The organism is Parvibaculum sp., from assembly GCF_030651915.1.
Taxonomy (GTDB): Bacteria; Pseudomonadota; Alphaproteobacteria; order Parvibaculales; family Parvibaculaceae; genus Parvibaculum.
Genome location: NZ_JAUSBV010000005.1, coordinates 172,405 through 190,440, shown reverse-complemented (window position 1 = coordinate 190,440; position 18,036 = coordinate 172,405). Strand labels below are relative to the sequence as shown.

The following is an 18,036-nucleotide window of genomic DNA, read 5'->3' as shown; positions in this document are numbered from 1 at the left end:
TGGATCGCGAACAGGTCCGTTCAGTGCGCCTGCCGGCTGACATTCTCGACGTCGGGAGCGACAAAGCGGCTCTTCGGGAACGTGGCCTTGACCGTCGTTCCCTCGCCGACGCGGCTCTCGAGTTCGACCGTTCCGCCGTGCAGGCTCATGATCTTTCGGACCAGCGGTAGCCCAAGGCCCGTGCCTTGCTGAGTGCGTGACATGGCATCCTCGACCTGCACGAAGGGCTCGAATATTCGAGTGATGTCGGATGCCTTGACGCCGATGCCGGTGTCCTCGACGCTGAGCACCAGGTCACCGGCGCTGTCGAGGCCGAGGTCCACCCGAACCTGCCCACCTTCAGGCGTGAACTTGAGCGCGTTCGAAGTCAGGTTGATCGCCACCTGATTGAACAGACGTGGATCGACAATCATCCACGGAATGTCGTCCCTTACGCGGAAGGTAAGATCGACGCTGAGTTCCGAGGCGCGCTGGCGGAACATACGCATGGTCCGATTGAGCGACTCGACCGGATCGAGCGGTTCTTCTTCCAGCTGGAGCTTGCCGGCCTCCGCTTTCGAAATGTCCAGAATATCGTTGATGATACTCAATAGATGTGCGCCGCTCGAACGGATGTCGCCGGCATAGTCGACATATCTGGCCTGCCCGACGGGCCCGAACATCTGATTTGCGATGATTTCCGAAAACCCGATGATGGCATTGAGTGGCGTTCGCAGCTCATGGCTCATGATCGCGAGGAAGTCGTTCTTCGCGCGGCTGGCAGCCTCCGACCGGCTCAATAGCCGCTCTGAGCGCCGCTGTTCGAAGCGCAATTTCTCGTTGTCCACAAAGCTGACCCGCAACTGCCGCTCCTGAACGTAGTTCAAAAACATGCTTATGCCGACGGCCGAGCCCATGAACGCATTGTTGCTGATGAATATCTCGAAGGGCACGGGATTGACGAATACGATGACCCACTGATAGGCGGCGACCGTCGTCAGCGAGACTGCGGTCGAATAGATGTAGCTGAGCCGCCAAAGGCAATTGCTGTAGGCAATCACGACAATGAGGCCAGCGTAATAAAGATATGCGCCTGGTGCATCGGCGATTGCGGTCAATGTGACGACCGTAATTCCAGGGGCAACCATGGCAAGCGAAAGCCAGCCGGAGTTCTTATAGGAAATGTGACCGGAATAGGAGAATGCGACGAGGCCGAGGAGAACGGGGCATACAAGGCCGAAACGAAGCAACCACGCCTCGTAGAGGACCTCCGGAACGATGTAGCTGTCGAGAATGCCAAAAAGCGAGAAGACAAATGCACCCATCACCACCGAAAGACGGGTGATGGAAATCTGGCGCGCATAGTTGTCTGCCGCGAAGTTGTCCTCAAGCTCGGCTTCACGAAACTGCAACGTGAGCCAATGCATCGAGAAATCGCGTCGATCCACCGTGAGCGCGGCACTGTCATCGAGGGTCAATATACTGATCCACGCCAATTGCCGATCCAGGCCGCTGCCGGTCTTCGGCGATGCGCCGGGCTCGTAGAAACATCAGGTCCCGGGTTCTTTTTGGCATGACCTTCCCTAAAATCGTCTTAAATGTTGATTTTCCGGACCCCTGATTAAAACTTGCGCTTCACAATTAAGAGGTGCTTAACCTAAAGTTCTAAGTGCCAAAGAAAGTCTCAGGCATTGGTTAACGATTGGACTTGGCCGGACGTGAACGTTGTAACGACGGAAAGCGCGAGAGACAGCCGGAGGCCTTTGAAGGCCGGCGTGCCGGCTGATTGGTTGACTGCCGCCGAACGAGCGGATGTCACTGAAAAATCGTTGGGTCGTGGCCTGCGCATTCTCGGCATTCATTACTTTCTCTATTTTGCGACGCTTGCCGGCGCGGTAGCGCCACTGCCTCTCGCTGTGAACATTGTCTTCGCGGTCGCGAACGGGGCGTTGATCGGCCTTCTGTTCCTGATCGGTCACGACAGTGGACATTCGGCCTTTGTGCCCGGCCGTACGATGAATCGCTGGATCACCCGATTGGTCTTCATCCCCTGTTTGCACTCTCGCAGTCTGTGGGACGTCGTCCACAATCGGATTCATCACCGCTATACGAACCTCAAGGGGTTCGACTATGTGTGGGCCCCGATGTCGAAGGGTGAGTTCGATGCAGCACCGCTCTTGCGCCGGGGACTGGAGCGCGTCTATCGCGGTGTTTTCGGACCGCTGATCTACTACTGGATCGCTTTCTGGATCCCGAAGCTGGTCTTGCCGACATCTCCTGAATCGCGCAACGAGTGGCGTCGGCATCTCCCTGATACACTTTTTGTGGTGTTCGTCGGTGGCGGCATGGTCGCGGCAATCGGTGTTCTGGGTAGCTGGTTGTCGCCGGATCGCGCGCTTTGGCTGACCATGCTACTTGGCTGGTTGCTTCCCTTTGCGGTCTGGAACTACCTGATGGCGCTGTCGATATTCCTGCAGCACAACCATCCGGCCGTGCCCTGGTTCGACGACCCGAAAGAATGGACGTTTTACGGTGGCAATATACGCGGCACAGCGCATGTCGATCTGCCGTTCGACTTCCTGCCGCTGTTCAAATGGGTGATGCTGCATCACGCGCATCACGCGCTGCCTTCGATACCAGGCTACAAGTTGACTGACGCGCAGGCAAAGCTGATTGAAGCCTATGGCGACGATGTCGTCCGCTACCGGCTGTCCCTCGGCGAATATCTGAAGATTGTCCGCGCGTGCAAGCTGTTCGACTATGACCGCAAGCAGTGGATCGATTTCGATGGCCGGCCGACAGCGCCGCCGATTGATCTCGATGCACATGGCCGCGACATGCCGAAGGATTTGCGCGTCGCCCGTCCATTGCAACCGGCGGCGGGTCCGCGTCAGGTTCCGCGCCGCTCTGGCCGCGTCGCCCGGCCGTCGGAGGACGCCGGTGGGCAGCGCCGCGCCGGCGGCGAACCGCCTGCCGAGTAGGGCGCGTTCTCAGGCTCACATCAGGAAATAGACGAGCAACAGGCTGCCGAGGGCGATTCGGTACCATCCGAAGGCTGAGAAGCCGTGACGGCTGACAAAGCCGACAAACCACCTTACGACGACCAGCGCCGACAGGAACGCTGCGACAAAGCCGACCGCCAGAACCGGAACATGCGCACCGTCGAGCAATGCGCGATTGCCCCAAAGGTCAACGATAGTGGCGCCGACAATGACAGGAATTGCCAGGAAGAAGGAAAATTCAGCCGCCGTCTTCCGCTCGACACCAACCAGCAGCGATCCAATGATGGTTGCGCCCGCGCGCGACATCCCTGGAATGAGCGCAAGACACTGGAAAATCCCGATCTTCACGGCAGTAAAAGGCGCGATAGCTTCGATCGACTCGATACGCTGGTCGATATTCAGCCGTTCGATCACAATGATCGCGATGCCGCCCACAATGAATGCCACGCTGACCACATAGGGCGAAAACAGGACGCCGACGATAAAGTCGTAAAAGAGCGCGCCCAGAATGACCATCGGTAGCGTGGCGATGAGAATGCTCGTTAGAAAGGAGCGCGCTGCGGCGTCGCCGTTGAGGAGGCCTCGCGTAACGGACGTCAACCGCTCCCGATAGAGGGTGCATATCGCCAGAATGGCGCCGATCTGAACTGTGGTCTCGAAGACCTCGCCGGGCACGCTGTCGAAACCGATCAGCTCGCCGGCAATAATGAGATGTCCGGTCGACGAAACCGGCAGAAATTCGGTTACCCCCTCGATGATGCCGAGAAACAGGGCCTGCAGAAAACTGGTCTCTGGCATGTCGCGGGCGTTCCTGCGCTGCGGGGGGACTGATTCCGCTAGAGCCTAACATGCCAAGCGTTACATGAACCTTATGTCAGAGAGATGAGGGCTCAGAGTCCGGTGGCCTCCAGCGCTTCCTTGACCCGTCTCACGGCAATGTCGAAGGCTGCGGATCGAAGGTCGAGATCGGCTCCAGCAGCGTGTGCCAGCACCTCGCGGGTTGCATTGCCAAGAAGGCGTTCGAGCTCGGCATCGACTGTCTCCAGCGCCCATACCTGTCGTTGAAGGTTCTGCACCCATTCGAAATAGCTGACAATCACGCCGCCCGCATTCGCGAGAATGTCGGGAATGACGGCTATGCCGCGCTCCCGGAGCGTCAGATCCGCCTCGGCGGTAACCGGCGCATTGGCGCCCTCGACGATGATGCGGCATGCGAGGCGAGCGACATTTCCCGCATGAATGGCATCGCCGAGCGCGGCGGGAACCAGAAAGTCGCATGGTATCTCGAACAAAGCATCCGGCTCCAGTGAATCGTGACCTTCCGTGTCTTTGAGCGAACCCCGCGCGTGCTTCTGATCCGACAATGCTGCAAGGTCGATCCCCCCGTCACGGTAAACAGCGCTGCGCGAGTCGGAGATTGCGACGACCTTTATGCCCAGTGCTGCCAGTGCCTGAGCTGCGTGAAATCCGACATTGCCAAAACCCTGAACGACCGCTGTCGAACCCTTCAGCGGCATCCGGTGGTGCCTGGCATACTCGGCAACGACGATCGCGATCCCATGCCCCGTCGCGGTGTTACGGCCTGGCGAACCGCCAAGGGCAAGCGGCTTTCCGGTGACGGCCGCCGGCGAGTGCCCGTAGATGGCGGAATATTCGCTATGAATCCAGCCCATCGTCTGGGCATTGGTTCCCACATCTGGTGCCATGATGTCGGAGTTTGGGCCGATCTCGCGATGAATGCGCTTGACGAATTTCCGCGTCAGAACTTCCAGTTCGCGTTGACTCATTTCATGCGGATTGCAGGCGATACCGCCTTTGCCGCCGCCAAGCGGAATATTGACGAGCGCCGTCTTCATGGTCATCAACGCCGCGAGTTCGCGCACTTCTTGGATGTCGACGTCCGGATGGTAGCGGAGTCCGCCCTTGCAAGGTCCGCGCACATTTTGATGTTGGACGCGGTAACCGGTGAAAATCGCAAGTTCTCCATTGTCGCGCACGATCGGAATCTCGACTTTGAGCTCGAGCGCCGCGAGCGAAAGCAGTGATTCGATCGTCGGACCGTACCCCAACCGTTTGCAGGCCGCCCCAACGGAAATCTCGTAGGACGTAGGCGTTGCGTGTGTGTTGGACATCGAATCTCCAGGGTTTTTTGGGGGGGGGAAGATCGCGGCAATCCCGACATGGGGGATTCGAGAGGAAACGGCCGGCGAATTCAACTGCGGTGGCCTGTCGCAATGCCGACCTGAAGATTAACGGCCAGTTCAGGGACCGTTCAGGCGCCCGATGAAAATCTGTCGATGTTGGCGGAAGTGGATTTCCGTCCTTGGAACGGAGGCGCACCATGGTGCGACAAACTGGAAATTTGGCGAGCGCGGCCATCGCTGCCCTGCTATGCGTCGGCTTTGGCGGCGCAGCGCTGGCGGCGCCGGTCGAGCGCATGGAGCGTGACGTCTGGTTGGCAGGTCATGTGGACGACCGATATGGTCAACGCGGCGAAATGCGCCACCGCCAGGACCATCCGGTCGAGACACGACATCCATCGCGCACGCAAGCCGATCCGCTGTGGCAGCACCGGCAGCAGGTTCGTCAACAGCAGATTCAGCAGCGTCACCTGCCGGGAGCAACGCGGCAGACATATCGTCCGGTTTATGTGGACCGACCCTGGTACGGACACTACGGACCACGCACCGGCGCGGCGCCCCGAACCAGCACGACCGTCGTCTATCGCAACACCTATCATTATGTGACGGTCCCGCAGCAGGTCTATATGCGCCCGCCAGCGGGTTACTATGATGCGTCCTATGGCAGCCATGGATACGGCTATCGCTATTCCGCCTGTAACAGCCAGGCCGTTGGCACCGTCATCGGCGCTATCCTTGGCGGCGTGATCGGTGCCGACCAGGGCAGGGGTGCCGGGCCGGTGATTGGCGGCGCCCTGATCGGTGCTGTCCTTGGCGGCGCGCTCGGTCATGCCGTCGATGCCAGCAACTGGGCCTGTGTCGGCGATGTGCTCGAATATGCACCGAACCACCATCCGGTTTCCTGGCAAGACATCCGCTCTGGATATGGCTACGAGGTCACGCCGGTCCGCACCTATGAGCCCCATCCCGGTCACTATTGCCGCGAGTATCAGACCGTCATCACCATCGGTGGTCGCGCCGAGGATGCTTACGGTAAGGCCTGCCGTCAGCCCGACGGCTCATGGGAGATCGTCAACTCCTGAGTTGAGGGGTGTCCGGTCCTGGCGGGCCGGACGGGAGCGGGCGGCGCACTCCTCGGCGCCGCCCCTCTTCTTTTTACGCCGCCAAACCGGAAAACCCTTTGCAGCGGGCGGTAGCCGCGCCATCATTGCGCCCAAGAAACGCCCCGCGGTCTGCGCGCGGCCGCAAGAAACAAGGGGGTGGTATGGTGCAGAGCGAAAAAGTCGGCGAGTTCATTACGATTGAGCGCGCCGGCCGCGTGGCCACCGTCCGCTTCGACCGCGGCGATCGCGTCAATGCGCTTTCGGCCCGCCTGCTGCGCGATCTCACCGCGACCGCACGCCTGTTGCGCGATGATGTGACAACAAGCGCCGTTATCCTGACCGGCGGGAAGGCTTTTACCGGGGGCGCTGATCTCGCCGATCCCGAAATGGTAAAACGCGCTTCGGCATCGCTTCTGGAGCGGCGCGAAATGCTGCGTGCCGGCCCCGATATGTGTGACGCTTGGGAAGCGCTTGACCAGGTCACGATTGTCGCCATCGAAGGTTTCTGTATCGGCGGAGGCGTCGCATTATCGGTTGCTTGCGATTTCCGCATTGCCGGACGCGGCGCACATTTCCGTCTCCCGGAAATCCCGCTCGGCATGAACATGAGCTGGCACACGCAGCCGCGTATGGTGAACTTGATAGGGCCCTCTCGCGCCAAGCAACTTACCATCTTCGGCGAACGGGTCGGCGCAGAGCAAGCCGAACAATGGGGCCTCATCGACGAAATCTGCGACGATGGCAAGGCGCTCGAGAGCGCCCACCGCTGGGCCGAAAAGGTCGCCGCTCTGCCGCCGGTCTCGGTGCGTATGGCAAAGCGTGGCATCACGCAGGCGGCGACGGCGCTCAACGCTGCTGTGACCTTCATGGATGCCGACCAGTTTGCGCTCGCCGCCACCGGCGAAGACAGCCGCGAAGCCATCGCGGCCTTCCTTGAGAAGCGGTCGCCGAATTTCACCGGGCGCTGAGACGCCGCTATCCGAGGTATCGATGTCATACGACGATCCGAAGACCCATCGTGGAAACTGTCCCTGCTGCACACCCTATGTCTGGGGCGCCTATCCGCCGAAACGCGAACATCTGAGCCGCCGCGGCTTTTTTGGCGCCGGCGCGGCGTTGACGGCCGGCATGCTGACGGCGCTCGGCGTCTCGCGTGCCGGCGGCGACGTGCTTGCAGGCGCTGCCGTGGCGCTCGCCTTCACCGCGCCCGCCATCGCCGGCGGGTCGACGCGGCGCGCCCGCGCAGCGTCCAGCGGCGCCACGATCTATCGCGGCGGCACCATTCGCACGATGAATGCGGCCCTGCCGGTCGCCGAAGCGGTCGCTGTCAAGGGAGGACGCATTCTCGCGGTCGGCCGAGAGGCGGACGTTGCGTCGCGTGCGGGCAGCGGCGCCCGCATCGTCGATCTCGGCGGCAAGACAATGTTGCCCGGTTTCATCGACTGCCACGGCCATGTTTCCCTGACGGCGTTGCTGATGGGCTTCCAGAACCTCGCGCCGATCCCGGCAGGCCCTGTCGGGAGCATCGCCGACATCAGGAACGAGTTGTTGAAATATCGCGAGAAAACCGGTGGCGGACGCGGCGGCTGGATTCTCGGCGCGAACTACGACGACTCGTTATTGGCTGAAAAGCGCGCCATCACCCGCACCGATCTCGACGAAGTGTCGACCGAGCAACCGGTGCTCGCTTATCACGCTTCGCTCCATGTCGTAGTCGTGAATTCATATGCGCTGAACCTGCTCGGCATCACGGCCGATACGCCCGATCCCGCCGGCGGTGTCATCCGCCGCTGGCCCGGTACCAGAGAACCGAACGGCATTCTTGAGGAAGGCGCCATTTCGCTCGCCCTGCCGCGCCTGCCGGAGGCGTCGAAGGATGAGTTGCTCGATCTGCTCGACAAGGTGCAGGATCAATACGCCGCCTGGGGCATCACGACTGCGCAGGACGGCGCGACGCGGCGCCCCGACTACGACCTGCTGACGCTCGCGGCCGAGCGTGATCGCTTGAAAATCGACGTGATCGGTTATCCCTTCTTTACCCACATCGACGATCTCGCGCGCGGCGATGTCGAGGTGCGAAAGGATTACAACGGCTTCAAGATCGGTGGCATCAAGCTGATGCTCGATGGTTCGCCGCAAGCCAAGACGGCCTGGCTCACCGAACCCTATGAAGTCGTGCCGCCGGGTTTCAAGCCGGACTATCGCGGATATCGGATCGTCGACGACCTGACGGCGGCCAACTATGTTGATGAGTCCTTCGCCCGTGGCTGGCAGGTATACGCCCATTGCAACGGCGACGCGGCCGCCGACCAGTTCATCGCCGCCATCGAAAAGGCGACGGCGAAGTACGGTCTCGGTGATCGGCGACCAACAGTCATCCACGCCCAGACCTTGCGCGAGGACCAGCTTGATCGAATGGAAAAACTCGGCGTAATGCCGTCCTACTTTGTCACGCATACATTCTATTGGGGCGATTGGCACCGCGATTCGGTGTTGGGTCCGGCACGCGCGGCGCGCATCAGTCCGGTGCGTTCGACCGTCGACCGCGGCATGCGTTACACGCTGCACAATGATTCGCCGGTGGCTCCCTCCGATTGCCGCATGCTGCTCTGGTCTGCGACCAACAGGCGCACGCGCAGCGGCCAGGTATTGGGAGAAGATCAGCGCATAAGCGCCTACGATGCCTTGCGCGGTATCACCATCGATGCGGCCTATCAGCATTTCGAAGACGACATCAAGGGGTCGATCGAGGAAGGCAAGCTGGCCGATTTTGTGATTATGGCCGAAGACCCCGAAGTGATCGATCCGTCCGCTCTGCGCGAACTCACGATCGTCGAGACGATCAAGCGGGGCGAAACCATCTACGCCGCCTGACCGGCGCAAGAGAGTGATTTCCGGACACCATGCAGCTGAAGATTCGCCGTATACCGCTCGACACACTGCGCGAGAACGTCGCCGTTCTGGCGTCGAACTGCGCGGCGTTGCGACCGGAAGCTTTTCAGGCCTTCAAGCGGCTGGAAATCGTCCATGACGGTCACTCGATCATTGCGAGCCTTGATATCTGCCATGACCTTTCGGTCGTCGGTCCGGAGGAGATTGGCCTTGCCGAACCGGCTTTTCGACGTATGGGCCTGCCCGAAGGCACGTCGGTCACGATCGCGCCGGCGCGCCGCCCGCAGAGTCTCGAATATGTGCGCACCAAGATCATCGGAGAAACGCTGAACGCGCATCAGATCGAGGCGATCATCCGCGACATTGTCGGCTATCGCTACTCCGACATGGAAATCGCCGCTTTCCTCGTCGCGTGCGCAGGCTTCCTCACCACCGGCGAACTTCTCGAGCTCACGCGCGCCATGGCCGGCGCCGGCAACACCCTGGCATGGTCGTCGCCGATGGTTGTCGACAAGCATTGTATCGGCGGCATTCCCGGAAACCGGACCTCGATGGTCGTGGTGCCGATCGTCGCCGCGCATGGATTGACGATCCCGAAGACGTCCTCGCGTGCCATCACCTCGCCGGCCGGCACGGCCGACACGATGGAGGTTCTTGCCCGTGTCGACTTGACGATCGAGGAGATGCGTACCGTGGTCGGCGAGTGCAACGGCTGTCTCGTCTGGGGCGGTCATGTCAATCTTTCGCCGGCTGACGACATTCTGATCGGCGTGGAGCGGCCGCTCAATCTCGACACGCGCGAGCAGATGGTGGCGTCCATCATGTCCAAGAAGATGGCCGCGGGATCGACACATCTCGTGATCGACATTCCTGTCGGTCCAACCGCCAAGGTACGCGACGCGCATGAGGCGATGCGTCTGCGCAAGCTCTTCGAATATGTAGCCGATCAGGTGGGGTTGCATGTCGATGTCATGGTGACGGACGGCGCCCAGCCCGTCGGCCGCGGGATAGGGCCCGTGCTCGAGGCGCGCGACGTGATGGCCGTGCTGAACAACGAAGCGCATGCGCCCACCGATCTTCGCGAAAAGTCGTTGCGTCTCGCGGGCCGCATCATTGAGGGCGATCCGGCGATGAGGGGCGGCGGCGGCTATGCCCGTGCGCGCGAACTGCTCGACAGTGGCGAGGCGGCAAGACGGATGCATCGCATCATCGATACTCAGGGGCACGCACCGCCAGGTCCCCCGCTTGGGGCCCTGACGACGGACGTCCTGTCGCCGGCGGACGGGGTTGTTGCCTCGATCGATTGTTTTCGCATCGCGCAGCTGGCGCGCCTTGCTGGCGCGCCACTGGACCGCGGCGCCGGGCTCGATCTGCTGAAGCGGGTCGGCGACCAGGTCGAGGCCGGCGAGCCGCTCTACCGGATCTATTCGGCCGGGCAGTCCCATTTCGATTTCGCAATCGAAGCGGCTCGGGAGACGAATGGCTATGCTCTGGGCGGTCTCAGTGTCAACGGAGCCGGAAAGTGACCGCCGTAGCGGTGCAGTCCTTTGCCCACGGAAGCGACCACGCGCATGCGATGGCGGAGGCGCTGGGTGTGCCGTTCGGGGAAATCGCGGTTCACACTTTTCCTGATGGCGAGTCGCGTGTGACAATCATGACGCCGGCGCCGGTGACAATTCTCTATTGTCCGCTCGACCGGCCGAATGGAAAGCTTGTCGAACTGGCGCTGGCCGTCGAGGCACTCAGGCGCGGCGGCGCTGCGCGTCTTGTTCTGGTCGCACCCTATCTCTGCTACATGCGTCAGGACAAGGTCTTTCACGCGGGCGAGGCAATCAGCCAGAAGGTCATCGGTGGCTGGCTCGGCACCATGTTCGATCGCATCGTGACGGTCGATGCCCATCTCCATCGGGTCGCCGATATCCGCGACGTCTTTCCCGGCGTCGAGGCACAAAATCTCACTGCGGCCGAAGTCATCGCCGATTTCGCCCGCGGGCAGGGCCTCACGCAGTCCACGCTCATTGCCGGGCCGGACGCGGAGTCGATTCAATGGGTATCCCGTATCGCGGGCGCCCTCGATGCCGAGGCGATTACCGGCAAGAAGGAGCGGCTGGGTGACCGCGAAGTTCGAATTGCCTTTCCCGCAGCGAAAATCGCCGGACGCAGAATCCTCGTCGCCGATGACATCGTCTCGAGCGGCGGCACGGTGACCGTGGCTGTCGAAAGTCTGAAACAGGCGGGCGCCGCCGATATCGTCGTTGCTGTCACGCATGCGCTCTTTGACGCGAAGATTGAAGCGAACATTCGCGCAGCGGGCGCGCGCGCGATATGGTCGGCAGACTCGGTGCCGCACCCGACCAATGCGATCCCGCTGGCCGGACTTCTGGCGCACGCACTTCGCGACGAAACAACAGAAGAGAAACGGAAGTAATGTCGATCACGCTGAGCGTTCACGGCGCGGCCCACACCGTCACCGGCTCCTGCTATCTTTTGCAGACTGAAAAGACGCGTTTTCTCGTCGATTGTGGCATGTTCCAGGGCGCGAAAACGTTGAAGGCGCTGAACTATGCCGACTTTCCCTTCGATCCGGGAAAGATCGACTTCGTGCTGCTTACGCATGCCCATATCGATCATTCGGGCCTCATCCCGAAACTTGTGAAGCATGGCTTTACGGGGCCGATCTATGCGACCCACGGAACCATTGATCTTCTGTCCTGCATGCTTCCGGACGCCGGTCATATCCAGGAGTTCGAAGTCGAACAGCTCAACCGTCGCAACGCTCAGCGTGGGCGGCCCAGGGTAACGCCAATCTACACAGTGGCCGATGCAGACGCATCGCTTCGCGCATTCAATCCTGTTGCCTATGACACATGGATTGAGCCGGCGGAAGGCGTTCGCGCCCGCTTCTGGAATGCGGGCCACATTCTCGGTTCGGCCTCGATTGAAATCGAGATCGATACCGATCTGAAAACGCCGCGCAAGCTGAGATTGTTATTCTCGGGTGACATTGGCCCGGAAGTGAAGAGCTTTCATCCAGCGCCGGAGTCGCCGGAGAACCTCGACTATCTGATCTGTGAAGCGACCTATGGCTCTCGCGAGCGCGAGCCGATGACACTCGAAGCGCGCCGTGATCTTCTGGCAAACGAAGTCAATGCGGCGCTGAACAAGAACGGTGTCCTGATTTTCCCGACCTTCGCCGTTGAGCGCACACAGGAGTTGCTTGCCGATCTGCTGTCTTTGGTCGCCGGGAAGCGGGTGCGTGATGTGCCGATCTTTCTCGATTCACCACTGGCGATCCGCGCCACCGAAATCTTTCTCGATCATGCTGACAGCCTGGAGAACGGAGATGAGTTTCGTCGTGCCATGCGTGCACACGGCGTGCGCACAACCGAAACCGTCGCCGAAAGCATGATGATCGAACGTATGGATGGCAGTCACATCATCGTCGCCGCCAGCGGTATGTGCGACGCCGGCCGCATCCGCCACCATCTGAAGAACCGGCTGTGGCGCGAGAACACGACGGTCATCATGGTTGGCTATCAGGCGGAAGCGACGCTCGGCCGCATATTGCTGTCGGGTGCCAAGGCCGTTCGCATCCAGGGCGAGGAAATCAAGGTGCGCGCACGCATCAGAACCTTGGATGTCTATTCCGGTCATGCCGACGGACCGGCGCTGGCCCGTTGGGTTGAAGAGCGCGGCCCGGTCATGCGAGGGACGATACTGGTGCATGGCGAACAGGAAGGGTTGTCGGGCCTCCATGCACGCCTCACCGATCTCGGACTCGATGGCGAACGCATTTTCGCCCCCGACCTCGATGAGGTGTTCGATCTGCTCGTCGAGGCGCCTGAAGCGCGGCGGCGGCCCGCGCCACGCCGTTTGCAGCCCGAACTCGTCGGGCGGATGGACTGGCACAATGATCTGTCGAAACTATGGCTCGACATAAGCGAACAACTCGAAACAGCGGCCGACGACCGTGCGCGCAAGGTCGTTATTCGCCGAATGCGCCGAGCTTTGGAGGAGAAGTCGGAGTAACGCTCTTTTTGAGCCTGAAGATCCTCCGGCGCGTCGGCCAGCCGAGCGCGCCGGAAGCATGGTCCGATCCGATCGCACCGGACCATGCCCCGGTCAGCGCCAGGTTCGACCACCGTCGCGACCCCCATCGCGGCTTTCGTCGCGGCGCTCGACACGCTGCTCATAGCGTTGTTGCGGTTGGCGTTGCGCTTCTGGTGCGCGCTGCTCTTGTACCTGCGGCTGCCGCTGCGGCTGTTGTGCCTGACGTTGTGGCACTTGCCCCTGCGGCGGCCGACTTTGCTGTTGCTCCATCTGTTGGCCCATGGCTTGCCGTGACCGTTGCTGTTCTTGCCGCTGCGGCTGTTGCGCCTGACGTTGTGGAACTTGCCCCTGATGCGGCAGCCTTTGCTGTTGCTGCATCTGTTGTTGGCGCTGCTGGTCCATGGCCTGCCGCGACCGTTGCTGTTCTTGCCGCTGCGGCTGTTGCGCCTGACGTTGTGGAACTTGCCCCTGATGCGGCAGCCTTTGCTGTTGCTGTATCTGCTGCCATTCCTGCATGTGCTGCTGACGGTCCGGCTGCCGGGAATCACGTCGATTATCGACAGGACGGACGTGCTGCCCGTCCTGTCGCTCGCTCCACTGCGGGTCGCGCTGGCTGTCCGGCCGTCCCTCGACTCTCCGCTCTGGCGCAACATAGCGCACGCCGTCTTGTCTGTTGTTGCGCCAGTCGTCCCTGCCAGCCGGTCCTTGCCGATGGTCGTTTCGCTGCCAGTGCTCGGGCCGCGCATGCACGCGGTCGATCTTGTAGCGGCTGCCGCGTTCGACAAAACCCCGATCGAAGCCGCGATGTTCGACACGGTTGTGCTTGTTGCGCGGCGGCGCCCAGTGATGGGTGTTGTGATAGATCGTCTTGTAGTTATTGACGACGATGATGTGCTGATGGACGACCGGCGCGCCGAAATGCTGCCGATGGACATAGTTCCATCCGCCATAGCTCCAGCCCGGATTGTAGGATCGCCAGCTGACGCCGTAGCCGATGGGCGCCCAGCCGATATAGCTGTCGCTGTAGCGCCACGTCACCCAGGCCGGTGCCCACACACGACCGGGCACCCAGATCCAACCGAAGGCGGCGTCCCATATCCAGCTGCCGTAATGGAAAGGGGCCCAGCCCCATGCGAAGCCCGATGCCCAGGTCCAGCCATAGCCGTCGTCCCAGACCCAGCGGCCCTGCGTATAGGGCCGCCAGCCATGCGACATGCCGCGTGGATACCAGACCGCGCCATAGCTCGCGTGATGCGTCCATGTGCCATAAGGCGCAAGCGAATCGTGGAAATAGGCGGCATCGGAATGGGCCGGTGGATAATAGCCGGCACTGGCGGGCGTCGCGGTGGACATCCACAGCGTCAATGCGGCAACGACGGCAAGCATCATCGCGAATCGCGGATGCATCCGTCGAACGGGATGCGAAAGGGGGGCGTACATGGAACCGGGGCCTCGCCAACGGCGATCAATTTTGAAGGTGGCAAGGAGAGCCTCAATGGCTTCTCTTCCTTGCGCCCCTGGGCCTCTCCACCGTGTCGCTGGCAGCTGAAGCCCGATTGATCGCTGACGTACCCCGTCGAAAGCAGTTAACCGCATATCCGACGGCTTGTCACCGCTTTTTGACACAAATCGCGCCGCTGCTTATGGCTTTTGTGGGCCGCCTTTGGGATGATGGAGCGGCAAAATCATCCGCTAAAATCGATGTATTTCCCCCGAAGGGCTCAATGTCCCCCGCCAAGACAGAACCGAAGTCGAAGGATGGCCGCCGCCTCCGCAGCGAGGCGAGCAGGCTTCGTATTGTGGAGGCCATGCGCGATCTGATTCGCGAAGGCCAGGTCGCGCCGCGCGCCGAAGATGTGGCCGCCCGCGCCGATGTCGGCCTGCGCAGTGTCTTCCGGCATTTCGACGACATGGAAAGTCTCTATCGCGAAATCGCGGCGCTGATGCGTACCGAACTGCGTCCCGTTCTGGCCGAGCAGCAACCACCAACCGATGCGCCCGATTTGTTGGAACAACTCGTCGCCCGCCGCGCGAAATTGTTCGAAAAAATCATGCCGCTGCGAATTGCGGCCGATGTGCACAGTCACACGTCGCCCTTCCTGCGTGAAGACCGGCATTGGATGAACGAGGCCCTCCGGGGCATCTTGCGCGGATCGCTGCCAGCGGCGCTGACCAGAGACCGCACCTTGTTCGACGCATTGGATGCGACGATGAGCTTCGAGTTCTGGCATCGCCTGCGGGAAGATCAGGGGCTGTCGGTGGCGCAAGCCAAACGTGTAATGGAGAAGACGGCGAAAGCGCTGGCCGCTGCGCCGCCGCGTTAGCCGAACAGCGCTTCCACGCCCGTTCCCGCCAGCACGTCATTCACCGTCTTCCGGTCCGCGGTCGACAATGCCTCGCGCTTTTCGCGCAGCCATTGCAGGCACTTGCCTTGATAGGGGAAGGGCTGTTGCGTCCAGCGCTTTCCGTCGATCTCGGTTTCGACGGTCTCGGCGCCGGCCGCCAGCGCTTTTGCATTGGCGATGAGAGCAGGGGCGTAGACACGCCCGACCTCTGTGAGCAGCCCGCGTATCGTTTCGGGGATCGCGTCGTGTTTCATCCAGTCGCCATCGGTCGGCTCAAGTCCCGACAGGTCTTCCATGATGTCGACCCAGGCAAAAACGCGCGGGCTCCGCGCGAGCGTTTCCGCCATCGGAGTCGGATCGAAATGCGTGAGCTGCGTCAACTGGCCGAACACGCCGAAGTCGCTGCCGCCCGGTCGTCCGCCCATCAGGAAAGGTTGCACTTCGAGATGCGCGGACAGTGCATCGAGAAAGCGCTGGTAGCTCGCCTCGATCACCGGCGCGGTCGTCTCGTTCGAGCCGACGACATAGAGCCGTGATATCTGTCGTTCGGAAAAGAGCTTGCTCAATTTCGCAAGCTCGTCCTTCGGTGCGGTGATGCCGCGCCACATCGGCAGAATGGCCGCCGCCCGGTCGATGTCGGCCTTGTAGTGCCAGCGATAGTGGAACATCGCCTTGGTCAGCCACTCGTCGGCATAGTCTTCGAGGAGGTAGTCGATGAATTCGACGACCGGGTCGGCTGGCACGACATTGCGCCCCGCAAACGCCTTTTCGAAGCGCCGGATCAGTGGCGTCGAATCGACCGCTGCTTCGTAAGCGCCGTCGCCTTCCTTCAGATAGAAAGTCGGCAGCAGCGCCACCTTCGGCTTTGGCAGGTTCTCCGGCACGTTGTGTCCGGTCAGCAGAAAACGATAGGGGATATGACGATAGCGCAACACCGAAAGCATCTTGCGCGTATAGGGCGAGCCGGGCGCGCCGCTCAGAAGCAGAGGTGTTGCGAGCGTCATGTTCGTTTCCTGTCCCTGTTGATTTTATCGGAGCGAGAGAATGTTTCCGGCCGCCGGGTCGATCTTTCCGGCCAGCGTTTCGGAATAGACCTGGCTTATGGCGTCCGGACCCTTGCCGCGTTCGAGCTTGACCCAAGTCTGGGCCTTGGCGGCAAAGGCGCGCCAGCTCTCGCCGAGCTTCGCGTCGAAACCCTTTTGTCCCCAGTCTTCCATCCGCTTGCGCGCCTGGTCGGGCGCAAAAAAGAGATGCGGCTTGGCGCCTGGCAAAGCGCCGGAGACGCGCGGCGCATCCCAATGCGACAGCCCCACCTGTGTGCTCTCCACGAGCTTGTCGCCGAAATGATTGTGAGCGGCGGCCAGCACCTCGCCATTGCCGGCAAAATCGACCACCAGCGCCGGTTTGCTCGCATCCAGCATCGCGATCTTGTCGTAGGTCAGCGCGCGGTCGTAGCAACCGAGGCTTTCGACGAAGGCAAGGTTTCCGGCGGACGTCAGCCCGACGACTTCCGGTCCCTGCGGCCGCCGCTGTGAAAGTCCGAAGGCGAGCCCGAACCCGGTCTTGGACGATGCGCTCAGCAGCAGCGCCTGTTTGGCGCCGAAGAAATTATTGTCGGCAAGCCAGTCGTCGATCAGGAATGAAGTCGTATAGAGCGGATTGAGGATCGGCCTGAGGTCGTCGAGGGCCGGCGGCGCGGCCTTGTCCGTCTTCAGCCGCGTATAGGTGTTGTAGACCGGGTGCAGTTCGCGCCGCTGCTTGTAGAGATCGAGAAACGACCCGGGCGTCACCTTCTCGGGCTGCATCACGAGATGCGACGACATCGGGAAATAGCCATAAAGGCGCTCGCCCTCAACAATCTCATTCGAGCGTGAGCGCACCACCGTTGCGTAACCCCAGACCGGAATCCGGCCCCAGCCGGCCTCGGCCGGAAAGAACGACCAGTAGTTCAGCATGTCGCCCGCCACCGCATAGGTGATGTTGTTGGCGGTGAAGGCGAATTTTTCGATCTCGGCCAGCACCTGACCTTCATCGAGGGCAACCTCGGCCGGTGCGGGGCCGCTGACCCATTTGGTCTGGGCAAGATCGGCACGGTTGACGATGAAATCCTGTGTCGCTGCGGTCATTTGCTGTCCTTTCGGCGTCGAGTATGGCGATAACGCAGATGATGTCACTTGCGCCGCAGGGCCTCCAGCGCCGTCCGCGCACACATGGCTGCGCAGAAATGTCCATATGGCATGGCGGCGCGCCGGCATGGCGAAAGCCCATATATTGGCAATTATAGTGTCAATATATGGCGGGTGGATACGGCGGTCAATCCGCTGCAACCGCAGACCAGGTGGACAAATACTTCGCAAAAGCCGGCGCGGTTGCAAATGGCCCGGTTGCGCTGCTCAATCTCCTTAAGTTTCGTCCCCAATGCCATCATCCCTTATGACGCGACGCTCATGTGAGCGGCGGGAAGGCATGTGTGCGCTATGGCCACGAAGTGGCGAATCTGACTGCGGTGCTGGGTGGCGATTTC

The 18,036-nt window shown here is 61.4% G+C and carries 14 protein-coding genes; 8 read left to right on the top strand and 6 right to left on the bottom strand.

Annotation, left to right across the window (positions count from 1 at the left end):
- Window positions 1-20: 20 nt before the first annotated feature.
- Entirely contained in the window at window positions 21-1,457 is a 1,437-nt protein-coding gene (locus Q7V31_RS05305; RefSeq protein ID WP_304732843.1) for a HAMP domain-containing sensor histidine kinase, read from the bottom strand.
- A 351-nt stretch (window positions 1,458-1,808) separates the two neighbouring features.
- Between Q7V31_RS05305 and Q7V31_RS05300 the strand changes: the two genes are divergently transcribed.
- On the top strand, window positions 1,809-2,960 hold the full coding sequence (locus Q7V31_RS05300; RefSeq protein WP_304732841.1) for a fatty acid desaturase: 1,152 nt from the start codon (window positions 1,809-1,811) through the stop codon (window positions 2,958-2,960).
- A gap of 15 nt (window positions 2,961-2,975) precedes the next feature.
- Here the strand turns inward: Q7V31_RS05300 and Q7V31_RS05295 are convergent, their stop codons facing one another.
- Together Q7V31_RS05295 and Q7V31_RS05290 are read right to left on the bottom strand one after the other, a co-directional pair.
- Window positions 2,976-3,779, bottom strand: a complete 804-nt coding sequence (locus tag Q7V31_RS05295) for an undecaprenyl-diphosphate phosphatase (protein ID WP_304732840.1) — start codon at window positions 3,777-3,779, stop codon at window positions 2,976-2,978.
- A 92-nt stretch (window positions 3,780-3,871) separates the two neighbouring features.
- A complete protein-coding gene (locus Q7V31_RS05290; RefSeq protein ID WP_304732838.1) occupies window positions 3,872-5,197 on the bottom strand; it encodes a Glu/Leu/Phe/Val dehydrogenase in 1,326 nt (441 codons plus the stop codon).
- A gap of 125 nt (window positions 5,198-5,322) precedes the next feature.
- Here Q7V31_RS05290 and Q7V31_RS05285 point away from each other — a divergent pair, with 125 nt between their 5' ends.
- From Q7V31_RS05285 to Q7V31_RS05260, 6 genes are all read left to right on the top strand, one after another.
- Window positions 5,323-6,204: a glycine zipper 2TM domain-containing protein gene (locus tag Q7V31_RS05285; protein WP_304732836.1), complete on the top strand. Its 882-nt coding sequence runs from the start codon at window positions 5,323-5,325 to the stop codon at window positions 6,202-6,204.
- Between the two features lie 182 nt (window positions 6,205-6,386).
- The gene (locus Q7V31_RS05280; protein WP_304732834.1) at window positions 6,387-7,193 is read left to right on the top strand and encodes an enoyl-CoA hydratase/isomerase family protein; all 807 of its coding nucleotides are present in this window, start codon (window positions 6,387-6,389) and stop codon (window positions 7,191-7,193) included.
- A 22-nt stretch (window positions 7,194-7,215) separates the two neighbouring features.
- A complete protein-coding gene (locus Q7V31_RS05275) occupies window positions 7,216-9,099 on the top strand; it encodes an amidohydrolase (protein WP_304732833.1) in 1,884 nt (627 codons plus the stop codon).
- Window positions 9,100-9,128: 29 nt separating this feature from the next.
- Window positions 9,129-10,643 (top strand): thymidine phosphorylase family protein, encoded by a 1,515-nt coding sequence (locus Q7V31_RS05270; protein ID WP_304732831.1) that lies wholly within the window; start codon window positions 9,129-9,131, stop codon window positions 10,641-10,643.
- On the top strand, window positions 10,640-11,545 hold the full coding sequence (locus Q7V31_RS05265; RefSeq protein ID WP_304732829.1) for a ribose-phosphate diphosphokinase: 906 nt from the start codon (window positions 10,640-10,642) through the stop codon (window positions 11,543-11,545). Before Q7V31_RS05270 ends, Q7V31_RS05265 begins: the two co-directional genes overlap by 4 nt.
- Window positions 11,545-13,146 (top strand): MBL fold metallo-hydrolase, encoded by a 1,602-nt coding sequence (locus Q7V31_RS05260; RefSeq protein ID WP_304732828.1) that lies wholly within the window; start codon window positions 11,545-11,547, stop codon window positions 13,144-13,146. The genes Q7V31_RS05265 and Q7V31_RS05260 overlap by 1 nt, the downstream gene beginning before the upstream one ends.
- 93 nt (window positions 13,147-13,239) lie before the next feature.
- Here Q7V31_RS05260 and Q7V31_RS05255 read toward each other — a convergent pair whose 3' ends face one another.
- Window positions 13,240-14,574, bottom strand: a complete 1,335-nt coding sequence (locus tag Q7V31_RS05255) for a DUF6600 domain-containing protein (protein WP_304732826.1) — start codon at window positions 14,572-14,574, stop codon at window positions 13,240-13,242.
- Window positions 14,575-14,699: 125 nt separating this feature from the next.
- Between Q7V31_RS05255 and Q7V31_RS05250 the strand changes: the two genes are divergently transcribed.
- Window positions 14,700-15,491, top strand: coding sequence for a TetR/AcrR family transcriptional regulator (locus tag Q7V31_RS05250; protein WP_304732824.1), 792 nt, complete (start codon window positions 14,700-14,702; stop codon window positions 15,489-15,491).
- Here the strand turns inward: Q7V31_RS05250 and Q7V31_RS05245 are convergent.
- Together Q7V31_RS05245 and Q7V31_RS05240 are read right to left on the bottom strand one after the other, a co-directional pair.
- Entirely contained in the window at window positions 15,488-16,516 is a 1,029-nt protein-coding gene (locus Q7V31_RS05245) for a glutathione S-transferase (RefSeq protein WP_304732823.1), read from the bottom strand. The genes Q7V31_RS05250 and Q7V31_RS05245 overlap by 4 nt on opposite strands.
- A gap of 24 nt (window positions 16,517-16,540) precedes the next feature.
- On the bottom strand, window positions 16,541-17,638 hold the full coding sequence (locus Q7V31_RS05240) for a DUF2855 family protein (protein ID WP_304732821.1): 1,098 nt from the start codon (window positions 17,636-17,638) through the stop codon (window positions 16,541-16,543).
- Between the last annotated feature and the right edge of the window lie 398 nt (window positions 17,639-18,036).

What these genes read in the sequence shown, in the direction of transcription:
- Q7V31_RS05295 (WP_304732840.1), bottom strand. Translation starts at nt 3,779, where the DNA reads ATGCCAGAGACCAGTTTTCTGCAGGCCCTGTTTCTCGGCATCATCGAG.
- Q7V31_RS05285 (WP_304732836.1), top strand. Translation starts at nt 5,323, where the DNA reads ATGGTGCGACAAACTGGAAATTTGGCGAGCGCGGCCATCGCTGCCCTG.
- Q7V31_RS05280 (WP_304732834.1), top strand. Translation starts at nt 6,387, where the DNA reads ATGGTGCAGAGCGAAAAAGTCGGCGAGTTCATTACGATTGAGCGCGCC.
- Q7V31_RS05275 (WP_304732833.1), top strand. Translation starts at nt 7,216, where the DNA reads ATGTCATACGACGATCCGAAGACCCATCGTGGAAACTGTCCCTGCTGC.
- Q7V31_RS05270 (WP_304732831.1), top strand. Translation starts at nt 9,129, where the DNA reads ATGCAGCTGAAGATTCGCCGTATACCGCTCGACACACTGCGCGAGAAC.
- Q7V31_RS05260 (WP_304732828.1), top strand. Translation starts at nt 11,545, where the DNA reads ATGTCGATCACGCTGAGCGTTCACGGCGCGGCCCACACCGTCACCGGC.
- Q7V31_RS05255 (WP_304732826.1), bottom strand. Translation starts at nt 14,574, where the DNA reads ATGCATCCGCGATTCGCGATGATGCTTGCCGTCGTTGCCGCATTGACG.
- Q7V31_RS05245 (WP_304732823.1), bottom strand. Translation starts at nt 16,516, where the DNA reads ATGACGCTCGCAACACCTCTGCTTCTGAGCGGCGCGCCCGGCTCGCCC.
- Q7V31_RS05240 (WP_304732821.1), bottom strand. Translation starts at nt 17,638, where the DNA reads ATGACCGCAGCGACACAGGATTTCATCGTCAACCGTGCCGATCTTGCC.